The sequence below is a fragment of the Pseudomonas gingeri genome, assembly GCF_013386115.1.
In the GTDB taxonomy this organism is placed as follows: domain Bacteria; phylum Pseudomonadota; class Gammaproteobacteria; order Pseudomonadales; family Pseudomonadaceae; genus Aquipseudomonas; species Aquipseudomonas gingeri.
Genome location: NZ_JACAOR010000009.1, coordinates 45,205 through 61,023, shown reverse-complemented (window position 1 = coordinate 61,023; position 15,819 = coordinate 45,205). Strand labels below are relative to the sequence as shown.

13 protein-coding genes and 2 tRNA genes are annotated in these 15,819 nt (G+C 60.4%); 14 read left to right on the top strand and 1 reads right to left on the bottom strand.

Translation table 11 applies throughout. The features are described 5' to 3' along the window. The first annotated feature begins 50 nt into the window (after positions 1–50). Genes carB through HX881_RS18760 form a run of 3 tightly spaced genes read left to right on the top strand, consistent with a single transcriptional unit; the run spans position 51 to position 4,184 of the window. On the top strand, positions 51–3,272 hold the full coding sequence (carB, locus tag HX881_RS18770; protein WP_017126808.1) for a carbamoyl-phosphate synthase large subunit: 3,222 nt from the start codon (positions 51–53) through the stop codon (positions 3,270–3,272). A 2-nt stretch (positions 3,273–3,274) separates the two neighbouring features. After that, a complete protein-coding gene (greA, locus tag HX881_RS18765) occupies positions 3,275–3,751 on the top strand; it encodes a transcription elongation factor GreA (RefSeq protein ID WP_042935590.1) in 477 nt (158 codons plus the stop codon). 28 nt (positions 3,752–3,779) lie between these two features. After that, the gene (locus HX881_RS18760; RefSeq protein WP_177085918.1) at positions 3,780–4,184 is read left to right on the top strand and encodes an MFS transporter; all 405 of its coding nucleotides are present in this window, start codon (positions 3,780–3,782) and stop codon (positions 4,182–4,184) included. A gap of 12 nt (positions 4,185–4,196) precedes the next feature. Here HX881_RS18760 and HX881_RS18755 read toward each other — a convergent pair whose 3' ends face one another. Further along, positions 4,197–4,505 (bottom strand): YhbY family RNA-binding protein, encoded by a 309-nt coding sequence (locus HX881_RS18755; protein ID WP_017126811.1) that lies wholly within the window; start codon positions 4,503–4,505, stop codon positions 4,197–4,199. A gap of 106 nt (positions 4,506–4,611) precedes the next feature. Here HX881_RS18755 and rlmE point away from each other — a divergent pair, with 106 nt between their 5' ends. The 11 genes from rlmE to infB all read left to right on the top strand — a co-directional run bounded on the left by rlmE (position 4,612) and on the right by infB (position 15,749). Beyond that, a complete protein-coding gene (gene rlmE, locus HX881_RS18750; RefSeq protein WP_017126812.1) occupies positions 4,612–5,241 on the top strand; it encodes a 23S rRNA (uridine(2552)-2'-O)-methyltransferase RlmE in 630 nt (209 codons plus the stop codon). Between the two features lie 201 nt (positions 5,242–5,442). Continuing rightward, the gene (gene ftsH / locus HX881_RS18745) at positions 5,443–7,353 is read left to right on the top strand and encodes an ATP-dependent zinc metalloprotease FtsH (protein WP_017126813.1); all 1,911 of its coding nucleotides are present in this window, start codon (positions 5,443–5,445) and stop codon (positions 7,351–7,353) included. A gap of 8 nt (positions 7,354–7,361) precedes the next feature. Continuing rightward, positions 7,362–8,213 carry a dihydropteroate synthase gene (gene folP / locus HX881_RS18740; RefSeq protein WP_177085916.1) on the top strand — a complete coding sequence of 284 codons (852 nt, stop codon included), beginning with the start codon at positions 7,362–7,364 and terminating at the stop codon, positions 8,211–8,213. A 16-nt stretch (positions 8,214–8,229) separates the two neighbouring features. Continuing rightward, positions 8,230–9,567: a phosphoglucosamine mutase gene (gene glmM / locus HX881_RS18735; protein ID WP_177085914.1), complete on the top strand. Its 1,338-nt coding sequence runs from the start codon at positions 8,230–8,232 to the stop codon at positions 9,565–9,567. Between the two features lie 66 nt (positions 9,568–9,633). Then, positions 9,634–10,389, top strand: coding sequence for a triose-phosphate isomerase (tpiA, locus tag HX881_RS18730; RefSeq protein WP_042935547.1), 756 nt, complete (start codon positions 9,634–9,636; stop codon positions 10,387–10,389). 4 nt (positions 10,390–10,393) lie between these two features. Next, positions 10,394–10,777 (top strand): preprotein translocase subunit SecG, encoded by a 384-nt coding sequence (secG, locus tag HX881_RS18725; protein ID WP_083875367.1) that lies wholly within the window; start codon positions 10,394–10,396, stop codon positions 10,775–10,777. Between the two features lie 29 nt (positions 10,778–10,806). Further along, positions 10,807–10,892 (top strand) — tRNA-Leu (locus HX881_RS18720). 96 nt (positions 10,893–10,988) lie between these two features. Beyond that, positions 10,989–11,065: transfer RNA gene (locus HX881_RS18715), tRNA-Met, on the top strand. Positions 11,066–11,208: 143 nt separating this feature from the next. Next, positions 11,209–11,667 carry a ribosome maturation factor RimP gene (gene rimP / locus HX881_RS18710; protein ID WP_042935593.1) on the top strand — a complete coding sequence of 153 codons (459 nt, stop codon included), beginning with the start codon at positions 11,209–11,211 and terminating at the stop codon, positions 11,665–11,667. A 47-nt stretch (positions 11,668–11,714) separates the two neighbouring features. Then, positions 11,715–13,196: a transcription termination factor NusA gene (gene nusA / locus HX881_RS18705; RefSeq protein ID WP_017126818.1), complete on the top strand. Its 1,482-nt coding sequence runs from the start codon at positions 11,715–11,717 to the stop codon at positions 13,194–13,196. Positions 13,197–13,223: 27 nt separating this feature from the next. Beyond that, positions 13,224–15,749, top strand: a complete 2,526-nt coding sequence (infB, locus tag HX881_RS18700; RefSeq protein WP_017126819.1) for a translation initiation factor IF-2 — start codon at positions 13,224–13,226, stop codon at positions 15,747–15,749. Positions 15,750–15,819 lie beyond the last annotated feature (70 nt).

Genomic DNA, 15,819 nt, shown 5'->3' with positions numbered 1-15,819 from the left:
ATTGTTCAAGACGGCTTGCCGACTGACCTGCGGATTTGAGTGACAAACCCATGCCAAAACGTACAGACATAAAAAGCATCCTGATTCTCGGCGCCGGCCCGATCGTGATCGGCCAGGCCTGCGAATTCGACTACTCCGGCGCCCAGGCCTGCAAAGCCCTGCGCGAAGAGGGTTATCGCGTCATCCTGGTGAACTCCAACCCGGCGACCATCATGACCGACCCGGCCATGGCGGATGCGACCTACATCGAGCCGATCAAGTGGCAGACCGTTGCCAAGATCATCGAGAAAGAGCGCCCGGACGCCCTGCTGCCGACCATGGGTGGCCAGACCGCCCTGAACTGCGCCCTGGACCTGGAGCGCGAAGGCGTCCTGGAAAAGTTCGGCGTGGAAATGATCGGCGCCAATGCCGACACCATCGACAAGGCCGAAGACCGTTCGCGCTTCGACAAGGCCATGAAATCCATCGGCCTGGCCTGCCCGCGCTCCGGTATCGCCCACAGCATGGAAGAGGCCAATGCGGTCCTCGAGAAGCTCGGCTTCCCGTGCATCATCCGTCCGTCCTTCACCATGGGCGGCACCGGCGGCGGTATCGCCTACAACCGTGAAGAGTTCGAAGAAATCTGCGCCCGTGGCCTGGATCTGTCGCCGACCAAGGAACTGCTGATCGACGAATCGCTGATCGGCTGGAAAGAGTACGAGATGGAGGTTGTCCGCGATAAGAAGGACAACTGCATCATCGTCTGCTCCATCGAAAACTTCGACCCGATGGGCGTGCACACCGGTGACTCGATCACCGTCGCACCGGCCCAGACCCTGACCGACAAGGAATACCAGATCCTGCGTAACGCCTCCCTGGCGGTGCTGCGCGAGATCGGCGTGGAAACCGGCGGCTCCAACGTCCAGTTCGGCATCTGCCCGAACACCGGCCGCATGGTGGTCATCGAGATGAACCCGCGGGTATCCCGTTCCTCGGCGCTGGCCTCGAAAGCCACCGGCTTCCCGATCGCCAAGGTCGCGGCCAAGCTGGCCGTGGGTTACACCCTCGACGAGCTGTCGAACGACATCACCGGCGGCAAGACCCCGGCGTCCTTCGAGCCGTCCATCGACTACGTCGTGACCAAGCTGCCACGCTTCGCCTTCGAGAAATTCGCCAAGGCCGACGCGCGCCTGACCACCCAGATGAAGTCGGTGGGTGAAGTCATGGCCATCGGCCGGACCTTCCAGGAGTCCCTGCAGAAAGCCCTGCGTGGCCTGGAAGTGGGCGTTTGCGGCCTGGACGAGAAGGTTGACCTGGGCAATCCGGAAAGCATGAGCGTGCTCAAGCGCGAGCTGACCGTGCCGGGCGCCGAGCGTATCTGGTACGTGGCGGACGCCATGCGCGCCGGCATGAGTGTTGAAGATATCTTCGGCATGACCATGATCGATCCGTGGTTCCTGGTGCAGATGGAAGATCTGATCAAGGACGAAGAGAAGGTCAAGACCCTGGGTCTGACCAGCATCGACCGCGACCTGATGTTCCGCCTCAAGCGCAAGGGCTTCTCCGATCAGCGCCTGGCCAAGCTGCTGGGTGTGACCGAGAAGAGCCTGCGTGCCCATCGTCACAAGCTGGAAGTGTTCCCGGTCTACAAGCGTGTCGATACCTGCGCCGCCGAGTTCGCCACCGATACCGCGTACCTGTACTCGACGTACGAAGAAGAGTGCGAAGCCGCGCCGTCGGGCCGTGACAAGATCATGATCCTCGGTGGCGGTCCCAACCGTATCGGCCAGGGGATCGAGTTCGACTACTGCTGCGTACATGCGGCACTGGCACTGCGTGACGATGGTTACGAGACCATCATGGTCAACTGCAACCCGGAAACCGTCTCCACCGACTACGACACCTCCGATCGCCTGTACTTCGAACCGGTTACCCTGGAAGACGTACTGGAAATCGTCCGCGTCGAGAAGCCGAAGGGCGTGATCGTCCAGTACGGCGGCCAGACCCCGCTGAAACTGGCCCGTGCCCTGGAAGCCGCCGGCGTGCCGATCATCGGCACCAGCCCTGACGCCATCGACCGTGCCGAAGACCGCGAGCGCTTCCAGCAGATGGTCCAGCGCCTGAACCTGCGTCAGCCGCCAAACGCCACCGTGCGCAGCGAAGACGAAGCGATTCGTGCCGCCGCGAAGATCGGTTACCCGCTGGTGGTGCGTCCGTCCTACGTGTTGGGCGGTCGGGCGATGGAAATCGTCTACGAGGAAGAAGAACTCAAGCGTTACCTGCGTGAAGCGGTCCAGGTGTCCAACGACAGCCCGGTATTGCTCGACCACTTCCTCAACTGCGCCATCGAGATGGACGTGGATGCGGTCTGCGACGGTACCGACGTGGTGATCGGCGCGATCATGCAGCACATCGAGCAGGCCGGTGTTCACTCTGGTGACTCCGCGTGCTCGCTGCCGCCATACTCGCTGCCGGCGCACATCCAGGACGAGATGCGCGAGCAGGTCAAGAAAATGGCCCTGGAACTGGGCGTTGTCGGCCTGATGAACGTGCAGCTGGCCCTGCAGGGCGAAGACATCTACGTCATCGAAGTGAACCCGCGTGCCTCGCGTACCGTGCCTTTCGTGTCGAAATGCATCGGTGTTTCCCTGGCGATGATCGCGGCCCGTGTAATGGCCGGCAAGACCCTGAAGGAACTGGGCTTCACCAAGGAAATCATTCCGAACTTCTACAGCGTGAAAGAGGCGGTATTCCCGTTCGCCAAATTCCCTGGCGTGGACCCGATCCTCGGCCCTGAGATGAAGTCCACCGGTGAAGTGATGGGCGTCGGCGACACCTTCGGCGAAGCCTTCGCCAAGGCCCAGATGGGTGCCAGCGAAGTGCTGCCGACCGGCGGTACCGCGTTCATCAGCGTACGCGACGACGACAAGCCACTGGTTGCAGGCGTCGCCCGTGATCTGATCAACTTGGGCTTCGAAGTGGTTGCCACCGCCGGTACCGCCAAGCTGATCGAAGCCGCGGGCCTGAAAGTGCGCCGGGTCAACAAGGTGACCGAAGGTCGTCCGCACGTCGTCGACATGATCAAGAATGACGAAGTCACCCTGATCATCAACACGACCGAAGGGCGCCAGTCGATTGCTGACTCGTACTCCATTCGTCGTAACGCGCTGCAGCACAAGATCTACTGCACAACCACCATTGCTGCTGGCGAAGCCATCTGCGAAGCGCTCAAGTTCGGTCCGGAGAAGACCGTGCGTCGCTTGCAGGATCTACACGCAGGATTGAAGGCATGAGCATAACCAAGTACCCAATGACCGTGCAGGGCGCCAAGGCCCTGGAAGAGGAGCACGCCCACCTGACCAAGGTCGTCCGTCCGAAGCTGAGCCAGGACATCGGCACGGCCCGCGAGCTGGGCGACCTGAAGGAAAACGCCGAATACCATGCTGCCCGCGAGCAGCAGGGTATGGTCGAGGCGCGGATCCGTGATATCGAAGGCCGCATGCAGAATGCGGTGATCATCGATGTCACGACCATCCCGCATACCGGCAAGGTGATTTTCGGCACCACGGTCGAGATCGCCAACGTCGAAACCGACGAAAGCGTGACCTACCACATCGTCGGTGAGGATGAGGCTGATATCAAGTTGGGCAAGATTTCGGTGGGTTCGCCCATCGCTCGCGCCCTGATCGCCAAGGAAGAAGGCGATGTCGTGACCGTCAAGACGCCCGGTGGCGTGATCGAGTACGAGATTGTCGAAGTCCGCCATATCTGAACGGCGGCGCCCGCTGCGTGCGGGCGCCATGCTCTGGCAGCTGGCCCAGATGCTCTGGGTCGGCGGCCTGTGGTTGTTGCATGTGGGGCTGTTGCCGGTTTTGGCGCAGATCGGCCTGGCACCGCTGCTGATCGACGAGATCGGCGGCCTGCTGGGCTCTTTATTGGTGGGATTTGCAGCGGTCTGCGTGATCGTGCAGGTCCTGGTGCTGGTCCAGGCCAAGGGGCGGGCAAGCCTGTGGCGCGATATTCGCGGGCAGTTGCTGCTGATGGCGTTGTATGCGTGCGGGATGTATCTTGCGGTGCGCCACTGGCAGCCGGAGGCATTGCGCTGGCAGCTGTTCAGTTATCTGGTGCTTGGCCTGTCCGGCCTGGTGCTGGTGCTGCAGCCGGTTCCCGGCGAGAGTGGCAGGGCACGCGAAGCGTACCCTTGACCCTTGTCTACATCACTTGAAACGGTGAACGTTCGACAGTTGCTTGTTGACACTGAAATTCTTGCGATAAACCAGTGCCATCTTGCCGATGACCTGTACCAGGTCCGCCTTGCCGACCTTGCACAGCTCGGCGATGTTCGCCAGGCGCGCTTCGCGATCGAGGATATTGAGCTTGATCTTGATCAGCTCGTGATCGCTCAATGCGCGTTCGAGTTCGGCTAACACACCTTCAGTCAAACCGTTGTCAGCCACAGTCAATACTGGTTTCAGATGGTGGCCAATGGATTTGTACTGTTTCTTCTGCTCTTGAGTGAGCGGCATAATCTGACCCCTGCGTCTGATCTTGTAAAAAGCGGCGGCCAGTTTACCCGAGCGAGTCCGGGACCGCCCAGTTAATCGCGATTCGACAATTTTTTCGAGGTGCCCCGTGGCCCGTTCCAAGACTAGCCTTAACTGGCTGAAAGAACATTTCAACGACCCGTTCGTCAAGATGGCACAGAAAGACGGGTACCGCTCCCGTGCCAGCTACAAGCTGCTGGAAATCCAGGAGAAGGACCGGATCATCCGTCCGGGCATGAGCGTGATCGACCTCGGCGCCGCGCCAGGTGGCTGGTCCCAGGTGACCAGTCGTCTGATTGGCGGGCAGGGGCGACTGATCGCTTCCGATATCCTCGATATGGACAGCATCCCCGATGTGACCTTCATCAAGGGCGACTTTACCGAGGACTCGGTGCTGGCGCAGATCCTCGAAGCTGTCGGAAATTCCGAGGTTGACCTTGTGATTTCCGATATGGCCCCCAATATGAGTGGTACGCCCGAAGTGGATATGCCGCGCTCGATGTTCCTTTGCGAGCTGGCACTCGATCTGGCCGGGCGCGTATTGCGTCCCGGTGGTGATTTTCTGATCAAGGTTTTCCAGGGCGAAGGCTTCGACGAGTACCACAAGAACTTCCGCAAGCAGTTCGACAAGGTGCAGACGCGCAAGCCGGCATCGTCCCGCGATCGGTCCCGCGAGCAGTACCTGCTGGGCCGTGGTTTCCGCGGGCGCACCGAGTAAAACGGGGTTTTTGACCGGGGCGATAGGAATTTCGCATTTCGCCTCGTGAACATAAGCGAATATTGTGTAGTCAATGTTTCACAAAGGGTTACAGACGGCGCCTGCGAAGCTGTAGGTAATGTAGTAAGTTATGCCGGTGAATATCATGCGAAGCGCGCGCCACAAGCGGAGCTAGCTTCAGAGGGTAGTTAATTGAACGATATGGCAAAGAATCTGATCCTGTGGTTGATCATCGCGGCTGTCCTGGTGACGGTGATGAACAACTTCTCCAGCCCTAACGAGCCACAGACCCTCAACTATTCCGACTTCATCCAGCAGGTCAAGGATGGCAAGGTCGAACGCGTTGCCGTGGACGGTTACGTGATCACCGGCAAGCGCAACGATGGCGACAGCTTCAAGACCATCCGCCCGGCGATCCAGGACAACGGCCTGATCGGCGACCTGGTGGACAACCATGTCGTGGTCGAAGGCAAGCAGCCTGAGCAGCAGAGCATCTGGACCCAGTTGCTGGTAGCCAGTTTCCCGATCCTGGTGATCATCGCGGTGTTCATGTTCTTCATGCGCCAGATGCAGGGCGGTGCGGGCGGCAAGGGCGGCCCGATGAGTTTCGGCAAGAGCAAGGCGCGCCTGCTCTCCGAAGACCAGGTGAAGACCACCCTGGCTGACGTTGCCGGTTGCGACGAAGCCAAGGAAGAAGTGGGCGAACTGGTCGAGTTCCTGCGTGATCCGGGCAAGTTCCAGCGCCTGGGCGGTCGTATCCCGCGCGGTGTGCTGATGGTCGGTCCTCCGGGTACCGGCAAGACCTTGCTGGCCAAGGCCATCGCCGGTGAGGCGAAAGTGCCGTTCTTCACCATTTCCGGTTCCGACTTCGTCGAGATGTTCGTCGGTGTCGGTGCCAGCCGCGTTCGCGATATGTTCGAGCAGGCCAAGAAACACGCGCCTTGCATCATCTTCATCGACGAAATCGACGCGGTCGGTCGTCACCGTGGTGCCGGCATGGGCGGCGGTCATGACGAACGTGAGCAGACCCTCAACCAGTTGCTGGTGGAGATGGACGGTTTCGAAATGAATGACGGCATCATCGTCATTGCCGCGACCAACCGTCCTGACGTGCTTGACCCGGCGCTGCTGCGTCCGGGCCGTTTCGACCGCCAGGTGGTGGTCGGCCTGCCGGATATCCGTGGTCGCGAGCAGATTCTCAAGGTGCACATGCGCAAGGTGCCAATGGGTGACGACGTCGCTCCGGCGGTGATTGCCCGTGGTACCCCGGGTTTCTCCGGTGCCGACCTGGCCAACCTGGTCAACGAGGCTTCGCTGTTCGCTGCCCGTACCGGCAAGCGCATCGTCGAAATGAAGGAATTCGAGCTGGCCAAGGACAAGATCATGATGGGCGCCGAGCGCAAATCCATGGTCATGTCCGAGAAGGAAAAACAGAACACTGCCTACCACGAAGCCGGTCATGCGATCGTCGGACGGGTAGTGCCCGAGCATGATCCGGTCTACAAGGTCTCGATCATCCCGCGCGGTCGTGCGCTGGGTGTGACCATGTTCCTGCCGGAAGAGGATCGCTACAGTCTGTCCAAGCGTGCCCTGATCAGCCAGATCTGCTCGCTGTACGGCGGCCGTATCGCCGAAGAGATGACCCTGGGCTTCGACGGTGTCACCACCGGTGCCTCCAACGACATCATGCGTGCCAGCCAGATTGCGCGGAACATGGTCACCAAGTGGGGCCTGTCCGAGAAGCTCGGTCCGCTGATGTATGCCGAGGAAGACCAGGAAGTGTTCCTGGGTCGTGGCGGCGGTGGCCAGAATGCCAGTTTCTCGGGCGAAACGGCCAAGCTGATCGACTCCGAAGTACGCAGCATCATTGACCAGTGCTACGGCACGGCCAAGCAGATCCTCACCGATAACCGCGACAAGCTCGACGCCATGGCCGATGCGCTGATGAAGTACGAGACCATCGATGCCGAGCAGATCGACGACATCATGGCCGGTCGCCCACCACGCGAGCCGCGTGACTGGGAAGGTGGTTCGGGTACTTCGGGCACTCCGCCCGTAGTGCAGAACGAGCGTCCCGAGACGCCGATCGGTGGCCCTGCGGCTGATCACTAAGGTTTGAAATGACTTCTGCTCAGTCCTCGACCCGGTTGCCTTGCGGCAACCGGGTTCTTGATTTGGCCCGGACGCATGTCATGGGCATTCTCAACGTCACTCCCGATTCCTTTTCCGATGGCGGGCGCTTCAGCCAGCTGGATGCGGCATTGCGACATGCCGAGGGCATGGTGCAGGCCGGCGCGACGCTGATCGATGTCGGTGGCGAGTCGACCCGGCCCGGGGCGCGTGCGGTATCGCCCCTGGAAGAGCTGGAGCGGGTGGCGCCGATTGTCGAGCGCATCCATCGTGAGCTGGATGTGGTCATTTCGGTCGATACCTCGACGCCCTCGGTGATGCGCGAAACGGCGCGTCTCGGTGCGGGGCTGATCAACGATGTACGTGCCCTGCGGCGCGATGGCGCGCTGGATGCGGCGGCGGCAACCGGGTTGCCGGTGTGCCTGATGCATATGCTCGGCGAGCCGGGCGACATGCAGGACAATCCGCACTACGACAACGTCACCGAAGAGGTGAGGGCCTTCCTGGCCGAGCGCATGCGTCAGTGCGAGGCGGCGGGGATTCCGGCCGAGCGGGTCATCCTTGACCCGGGATTCGGCTTTGCCAAGAATCTGCAGCACAACCTGAGCCTGTTCAAGCATATGGAGGCCCTGCACGTACTGGGGCGGCCACTGTTGGTTGGCGTCTCGCGAAAGAGCATGATAGGCCAGGCCCTCGGGCGTCCGGTAGGCGAGCGCCTGTACGGCGGCCTGGCGCTGGCGGCGCTGGCGATGAGCAAGGGAGCACGGATTCTGCGAGTGCACGATGTGGCCGAGACGGTCGACGTCGTCAGCATGATCGCTGCCGTTGAAGCTGCTGAATAAGAATGATGGAGCACTTATGAAAAAGAAATATTTCGGCACCGACGGTATTCGCGGTCGCGTCGGGCAATACCCGATCACCCCTGATTTCATGCTCAAGCTGGGCTGGGCTGCCGGCATGGCGTTCCGCAAGCTGGGCACCTGCCGCGTACTGGTCGGCAAGGACACGCGTATCTCCGGCTACATGTTCGAGTCCGCCCTGGAAGCCGGCCTGTCGGCCGCGGGCGCCGATGTGATGCTGCTGGGGCCGATGCCGACGCCGGCCATCGCCTACCTGACACGGACTTTCCACGCCGAGGCGGGGATTGTCATCAGTGCTTCGCACAACCCCCATGACGACAACGGCATCAAGTTCTTCTCCGGTGAAGGCACCAAGTTGCCGGATGAGGTCGAGCTGATGATCGAGGAATTGCTCGATGCGCCGATGACCGTGGTCGATTCGGAAAAGCTCGGCAAGGTTTCGCGGATCAATGACGCGGCCGGTCGTTATATCGAATTCTGCAAGAGCAGTGTGCCGACCGGGACCAACCTGGCGGGCCTGAAGATCGTGCTCGACTGTGCCCACGGCGCCACCTACAAGGTCGCTCCGAGCGTGTTTCGCGAGCTGGGGGCCGAGGTCGTCGCCCTGTCCGCGCAGCCCAACGGGCTGAACATCAATGACAACTGCGGTTCGACCCATATCAAGCCGCTACAGGCTGCGGTGCTGGCCGAGAAGGCGGACCTGGGCATTGCCTTCGATGGCGATGGCGACCGGGTGCTGATGGTCGATCACACCGGTGCCGTGGTCGATGGTGACGAACTGGTGTTCATCATTGCCCGGGATCTCGCCGAGCGTAATAAATTGAATGGCGGCGTGGTCGGCACCCTGATGAGCAACCTGGGGCTCGAGCTGGCGCTCAAGGAGCTGGATATCCCGTTCGTGCGCGCCAATGTCGGTGACCGCTACGTGATCGCCGAGCTGCTCGAGCGCAACTGGCTGATAGGCGGTGAAAACTCCGGACACATCCTCTGCCTGAACAATACGACCACCGGTGACGCGATCATCGCGGCCCTGCAGGCCTTGCTGGCGGTGCGGCGTCGTGGCGAAAGCCTGGCCCAGGCGCGCCAGGCGCTGCGCAAATGCCCGCAGGTGCTGCTCAACGTCCGTTTTGGCGGTGGCGTCGATCCGGTCAGGCATCCCGAGGTGGTGGCGGCTTGCGAGCGCGTGACCGAGGCCATGCAGGGCCGTGGGCGCGTGCTGTTGCGCAAGTCGGGCACCGAGCCGCTGGTGCGCGTGATGGTCGAAGGCGAAGACGAAGTTTCGGTTCGTGGCCATGCCGAAGTCCTGGCAAAACTGGTTGCTGAAGTTTGCGCCTGAATTCGGCTTGCCAGTGATGATCTGGTTGGGTAACATCTGCGCCCACTTTGACCTGCGAGGTACAGCATGCGTCGTCCATTGGTAGCTGGTAACTGGAAGATGCACGGTACCCGCGCCAGCGTCGCTGAGCTGATCAAGGGCCTGCGCAACCTGGCCTTGCCGAGCGGTGTTGATATCGCGGTATTCCCGCCTTGCCTGCATATCAATCAAGTGATTGATGGCTTGAAAGGCAAGTCGATCTCGGTCGGCGCGCAGAACTCTGCGATGGAATCCATGCAGGGCGCCTTGACCGGAGAGATTGCACCGAGCCAGTTGGTCGATGCGGGTTGCTCCCTGGTACTGGTGGGGCACTCCGAGCGTCGCCTGATCATGGGCGAGACGGATCGCACCCTGAATCGCAAGTTCGCGGCAGCGCAGGCTTGTGGTTTGATCCCGGTGCTCTGTGTAGGGGAAACCCAGGAGCAGCGTGAAGCCGGCAAGACGATGGAAGTGGTTTCGCGTCAGTTGGGCAGTATCATCGAAGAGCTGGGTGTCGGTGCTTTTTCCAAGGCTGTCATCGCTTACGAGCCGGTCTGGGCCATTGGCACCGGGCTGACAGCTTCGCCGCAACAAGCGCAGGATGTGCACGCCGCCATTCGCGCGCAGTTGGCGGCAGAGAATTCTGAGGTCGCACAAGGTGTGCGGCTTCTATACGGCGGCAGCGTGAAGGCGGCCAATGCGGTCGAACTGTTCGGCATGCCGGATATCGATGGGGGGCTCATTGGTGGAGCGTCCCTGAATGCAGATGAGTTCGGTGCGATCTGTCGCGCCGCGGGAAACTGAAAAAATGCTGGAAACAGTCGTAGTCGTTCTTCATCTGTTGGGTGCGCTGGGCGTTGTTGCTCTGGTATTGCTGCAACAGGGTAAAGGTGCGGACGCTGGTGCGTCTTTCGGGGCAGGTGCTTCAAATACTGTGTTCGGAAGCCAAGGTTCCTCTACCTTTCTTAGTAAGTTTACTGCTATACTTGCCGCAGCTTTTTTCATAACCAGCTTAGGGTTAGGTTACTTTGCTAAAGAGAAAGCTCACCAGCTGACTCAAGTAGGTTTGCCAAGCCCAGCGGTGTTGGAAGCGCCAAAGCAAAAACCGGCATCTGACGATGTACCGGTGCTCCAGGAGCAAAAGTCGGCTACTCCAGCGACTGACGTACCTCCAGCTCCTGAGCAGAAGTAAAACGGGTTTCATGCTGTAAACGTTGTATTGCCGAGGTGGTGGAATTGGTAGACACGCAACCTTGAGGTGGTTGTGCCCATAGGGTGTAGGGGTTCGAGTCCCCTTCTCGGTACCAATTATCAGGAGAGCCCGCTGTTGCGGGCTTTCTTGTAGGTGGAAGGTTACATTGACCCTGTAAGGGATCGGTCGTATACTTCCGCCCCAGCTTTGTCGCGGGGTGGAGCAGTCTGGTAGCTCGTCGGGCTCATAACCCGAAGGTCGTCGGTTCAAATCCGGCCCCCGCAACCAGTTTTAGCGGAGCCCCTTTTCAGGGGCTTTTTGTTAGCTGGACACTTTATGACGCCGCTGTTCGACGGCGTTTCAGGGATGGGCGATTCGCCCATTTTTTGTTTATTTCAATAGCATGCACATACATGCACGAGGGGGTTCAGGTGTCGAGCAAGCTAGAACAGTTGCAGGCCTTGTTGGCCCCGGTGGTCGTGGCCCTTGGCTATGAATGCTGGGGTATCGAGTTTTCAGCTCAAGGCCGCCATTCCGTGTTGCGCGTTTATATCGATAAAGAAGGCGGTGTGCTGGTGGATGACTGCGCCATTGTCAGTCGCCAGATCAGTGGCGTGCTGGATGTCGAAGATCCGATCACCACTGAATACACCCTTGAAGTTTCCTCTCCTGGCATGGAACGCCCGCTGTTCACCCTTGAACAGTTTGCCTCGCATGCCGGCGAACAAGTGAAAATAAGGTTGCGCTCGCCTTTTGAAGGTCGACGTAATTTTCAGGGCCTTCTGCGCGGAGTGGAAGAGCAGGACATCGTGGTGCAGGTAGAAGAGCACGAGTTCCTGTTGCCGATCGATTTGATCGACAAGGCCAACATTATTCCCAGTTTTGACTGAGACGCGGATCCCGCGGATCCAATGGCTTGCGAAAGGCGAGGCGTACGATGAGCAAAGAAGTATTGCTGGTTGTTGAGTCGGTATCCAATGAAAAGGGTGTACCGGCAAGCGTGATTTTTGAAGCACTGGAAGTGGCCCTGGCCACGGCTACCAAAAAACGCTTTGAAGACGAAGTTGACCTGCGTGTGGAAATCAATCGCCACACCGGTGCCTATGAGACTTTCCGTCGCTGGACTGTCGTCGAGGAAGCCGATCTTGACGATCCGGCTGTGGAAACCTGGCCGAGCAAGGTCGCGTTGACCCATCCTGGCGCACAAGTCGGCGATGTTGTTGAAGAAAAGATCGAGTCCATCGAGTTTGGTCGCATCGCTGCTCAGACCGCCAAGCAAGTCATCGTGCAGAAAGTCCGCGAGGCCGAGCGTGCTCAGGTCGTCGACGCCTATCGCGAGCGCCTGGGTGAAATCATCTCCGGCACCGTGAAGAAGGTCACCCGCGACAACGTCATCGTTGACCTGGGTAACAACGCCGAAGCACTGCTGGCTCGTGAAGACATCATTTCCCGCGAGACTTTCCGCGTCGGTGTACGGGTTCGTGCACTGCTCAAGGAAATCCGCACCGAAAACCGCGGCCCGCAGCTGATCCTGTCGCGTACCGCGCCGGAAATGCTGATCGAGCTGTTCCGTATCGAAGTGCCGGAGATCGCCGAAGGGCTGATCGAAGTCATGGCCGCCTCCCGTGATCCGGGTTCGCGTGCCAAGATCGCCGTGCGCTCCAAGGACAAGCGCATCGACCCGCAGGGCGCGTGCATCGGCATGCGCGGCTCGCGCGTCCAGGCCGTGTCCGGCGAGTTGGGTGGCGAGCGTGTGGATATCGTCCTGTGGGACGACAACCCGGCGCAGTTCGTGATCAACGCCATGTCGCCGGCCGAAGTCGCGGCAATTATCGTTGACGAGGATGCCCATGCCATGGACATCGCCGTCGGCGCAGACAATCTGGCTCAGGCCATTGGTCGCGGCGGTCAGAACGTGCGTCTGGCCAGCCAGCTGACTGGCTGGACCCTGAACGTGATGACCGAATCGGACATCCAGGCTAAGCAACAGGCAGAAACCGGTGACATCCTGCGCAACTTCATCGACGAGCTGGAAGTCGACGAAGAGCTGGCACAGGTGCTGGTCGATGAAGGTTTCACCAGCCTGGAAGAGATTGCCTACGTACCGTTGGAAGAAATGCTCAACATCGACGGCTTTGACGAAGACATCGTCAACGAGCTTCGCGCTCGTGCCAAGGATCGCTTGTTGACTAAAGCCATCGCTACTGAGGAAAAGCTGGCAGACGCCCATCCGGCCGAAGACCTGCTCTCGCTTGAGGGTATGGACAAGGATTTGGCGATGGAACTGGCGGTGCGCGGCGTAATTACCCGCGAAGACCTGGCCGAGCAGTCTATTGACGATCTGCTCGACATCGACGGCATCGACGACGATCGTGCCGGCAAGTTGATCATGGCCGCCCGAGCCCACTGGTTCGAGTAATTAGGCGCGGCCTGAGGAGAGAAGTGCATGACGCAAGTCACGGTGAAACAACTGGCCGATGAGGTCAAAACACCGGTAGAGCGCCTGTTGCAGCAGATGCGTGAGGCAGGTCTGCCGCACACCGCCGCCGATGAAGGTGTGAGCGATAGTGAGAAGCAGTCTTTGCTGACTCACTTGAAGAGCAGCCACAAGGCGAAAGTGGAAGAACCGCGCAAGATCACTCTGCAGCGCAAAACCACCAGCACCCTGCGTGTCGCGGGTAGCAAGAGCATCAGCGTTGAAGTACGCAAGAAGAAAGTCTTCGTGCAACGCAGCCCTGAAGAAATCGAAGCCGAGCGCAAGCGCGAGCTGGAAGAACGTCGTGCCGTAGAAAATGCGGCCCGCCAGAAGGCTGAAGAAGAAGCCAAGCGTCGCGCCGAAGAAGAAGCGCGTCACCAGCCTGCTGCTGCTCCGGTTGCCGCACCTTCGGTTGAAGCGGTTGCCGCTCCGGTCGTGGCTGCCGAACCTGTGCGTGAGGCCCCGGTTGCCGCTCCTGCACCGGTTGCCGATACCCGCAAGCGTGAAGAACCACGCCGTCCGGACAAGCCTCGCGCCGACGATAGCAATCGTCGTAGCGGCAGTGGCGATGGCGAGCGCAAGAATGCTCCGCATCGCGCTTCGGTCAAGGAAAAGGCTCCGGCGCCACGCGTGGCTCCGCGCACTACCGACGAAGAGAGCGACGGTTTCCGTCGTGGCGGTCGCGGCAAGGCCAAGCTGAAGAAACGCAACGCCCACGGTTTCCAGAGCCCAACCGGCCCTATCGTGCGTGAAGTGAAGATCGGCGAGACCATCACTGTCGGTGATCTCGCCCAGCAGATGTCGGTCAAGGCTGCTGAAATCATCAAGTTCATGTTCAAGCTGGGTACCCCGGCCACCATCAACCAGGTACTGGACCAGGAAACTGCCCAGCTGGTTGCTGAAGAACTGGGCCACAAGGTGACCCTGGTCAGCGACACCGCCCTGGAAGATTCCCTGGCCGAGTCGCTGAAGTTCGAAGGCGAGGCGTTCTCCCGTGCACCGGTCGTGACCGTCATGGGCCACGTCGACCACGGCAAGACTTCCCTGCTCGACTATATCCGTCGTGCCAAGGTAGCGGCTGGCGAAGCCGGCGGCATCACCCAGCACATCGGTGCGTACCACGTTGAAACCGAACGCGGCATGGTCACCTTCCTCGACACCCCGGGTCACGCGGCGTTTACCGCCATGCGTGCCCGTGGTGCCAAGGCGACCGACATCGTGATCCTGGTGGTTGCGGCGGACGACGGCGTGATGCCGCAGACCATCGAAGCCGTCCAGCACGCAGTCGCGGCCGGTGTTCCACTGGTGGTCGCGGTGAACAAGATCGACAAGCCGGGTGCCGACCTCGATCGCATCCGTAGCGAACTGTCGGTTCATGGCGTGACCTCGGAAGAGTGGGGCGGTGATACGCCGTTCGTTCCGGTTTCGGCGAAAGTCGGTACTGGCGTCGACGAACTGCTCGAAGCCGTTCTGCTGCAAGCCGAAGTCCTGGAACTCAAGGCAACGCCTTCGGCTCCTGGTCGTGGCGTCGTGGTTGAATCGCGTCTGGACAAGGGCCGTGGCCCGGTGGCCACCGTGCTGGTTCAAGACGGTACCCTGCGCCAGGGCGACATGGTCCTGGTCGGTTCGAACTATGGCCGTGTACGTGCCATGCTCGACGAGAACGGCAAGCCGATCAAGGAAGCCGGTCCTTCCATTCCGGTCGAGATCCTCGGCCTGGACGGTACCCCGGACGCTGGCGACGAGATGAGCGTGGTGGCCGACGAGAAGAAAGCCCGTGAAGTGGCTCTGTTCCGTCAAGGCAAGTTCCGCGAAGTCAAACTGGCTCGCGCCCATGCCGGCAAGCTGGAAAACATCTTCGAGAACATGGGCCAGGAAGAGAAGAAGACGCTCAACATCGTCCTCAAATCCGACGTCCGTGGTTCGTTGGAAGCACTGCAAGGTGCGCTCAACGGCTTGGGTAACGATGAAGTGCAAGTGCGCGTCGTCGGTGGCGGTGTCGGTGGTATCACCGAGTCCGACGCCAACCTGGCACTGGCCTCCAACGCTGTACTGTTCGGCTTCAACGTGCGTGCCGATGCTGGCGCACGGAAGATCGTCGAGCAGGAAGGCCTGGACATGCGTTACTACAACGTGATCTACGACATCATCGAAGACGTCAAGAAAGCGTTGACCGGTATGCTGGGCAGCGACGTCCGGGAGAACATCCTGGGCGTGGCCGAAGTCCGCGACGTGTTCCGCTCGCCGAAATTCGGCGCGATCGCCGGCTGCATGGTGATCGAAGGTACCGTGCACCGTAACCGTCCGATCCGCGTACTGCGTGAAGACATCGTGATCTTCGAAGGCGAGCTGGAATCCCTGCGCCGCTTCAAGGATGACGCTTCCGAAGTGCGTGCCGGCATGGAGTGCGGTATCGGCGTGAAGAGCTACAACGACGTCAAGGTCGGTGACAAGATCGAAGTCTTCGAGAAGGTTCAGGTTGCTCGCAGCCTCTGACTCGCACACTTCAAGAGCCATGATGGCCCGCCGCAGTTCGCTGCGCGGGTCGTCAGCCGGACTCTAAACG

Coding starts and splice junctions, on each gene's coding strand:
- secG (WP_083875367.1), top strand. CDS start 10,394: ATGCTGGAAACAGTCGTAGTCGTTCTTCATCTGTTGGGTGCGCTGGGC.
- tpiA (WP_042935547.1), top strand. CDS start 9,634: ATGCGTCGTCCATTGGTAGCTGGTAACTGGAAGATGCACGGTACCCGC.
- ftsH (WP_017126813.1), top strand. CDS start 5,443: ATGGCAAAGAATCTGATCCTGTGGTTGATCATCGCGGCTGTCCTGGTG.
- carB (WP_017126808.1), top strand. CDS start 51: ATGCCAAAACGTACAGACATAAAAAGCATCCTGATTCTCGGCGCCGGC.
- HX881_RS18760 (WP_177085918.1), top strand. CDS start 3,780: ATGCTCTGGCAGCTGGCCCAGATGCTCTGGGTCGGCGGCCTGTGGTTG.
- glmM (WP_177085914.1), top strand. CDS start 8,230: ATGAAAAAGAAATATTTCGGCACCGACGGTATTCGCGGTCGCGTCGGG.
- HX881_RS18755 (WP_017126811.1), bottom strand. CDS start 4,505: ATGCCGCTCACTCAAGAGCAGAAGAAACAGTACAAATCCATTGGCCAC.
- nusA (WP_017126818.1), top strand. CDS start 11,715: ATGAGCAAAGAAGTATTGCTGGTTGTTGAGTCGGTATCCAATGAAAAG.
- infB (WP_017126819.1), top strand. CDS start 13,224: ATGACGCAAGTCACGGTGAAACAACTGGCCGATGAGGTCAAAACACCG.
- folP (WP_177085916.1), top strand. CDS start 7,362: ATGACTTCTGCTCAGTCCTCGACCCGGTTGCCTTGCGGCAACCGGGTT.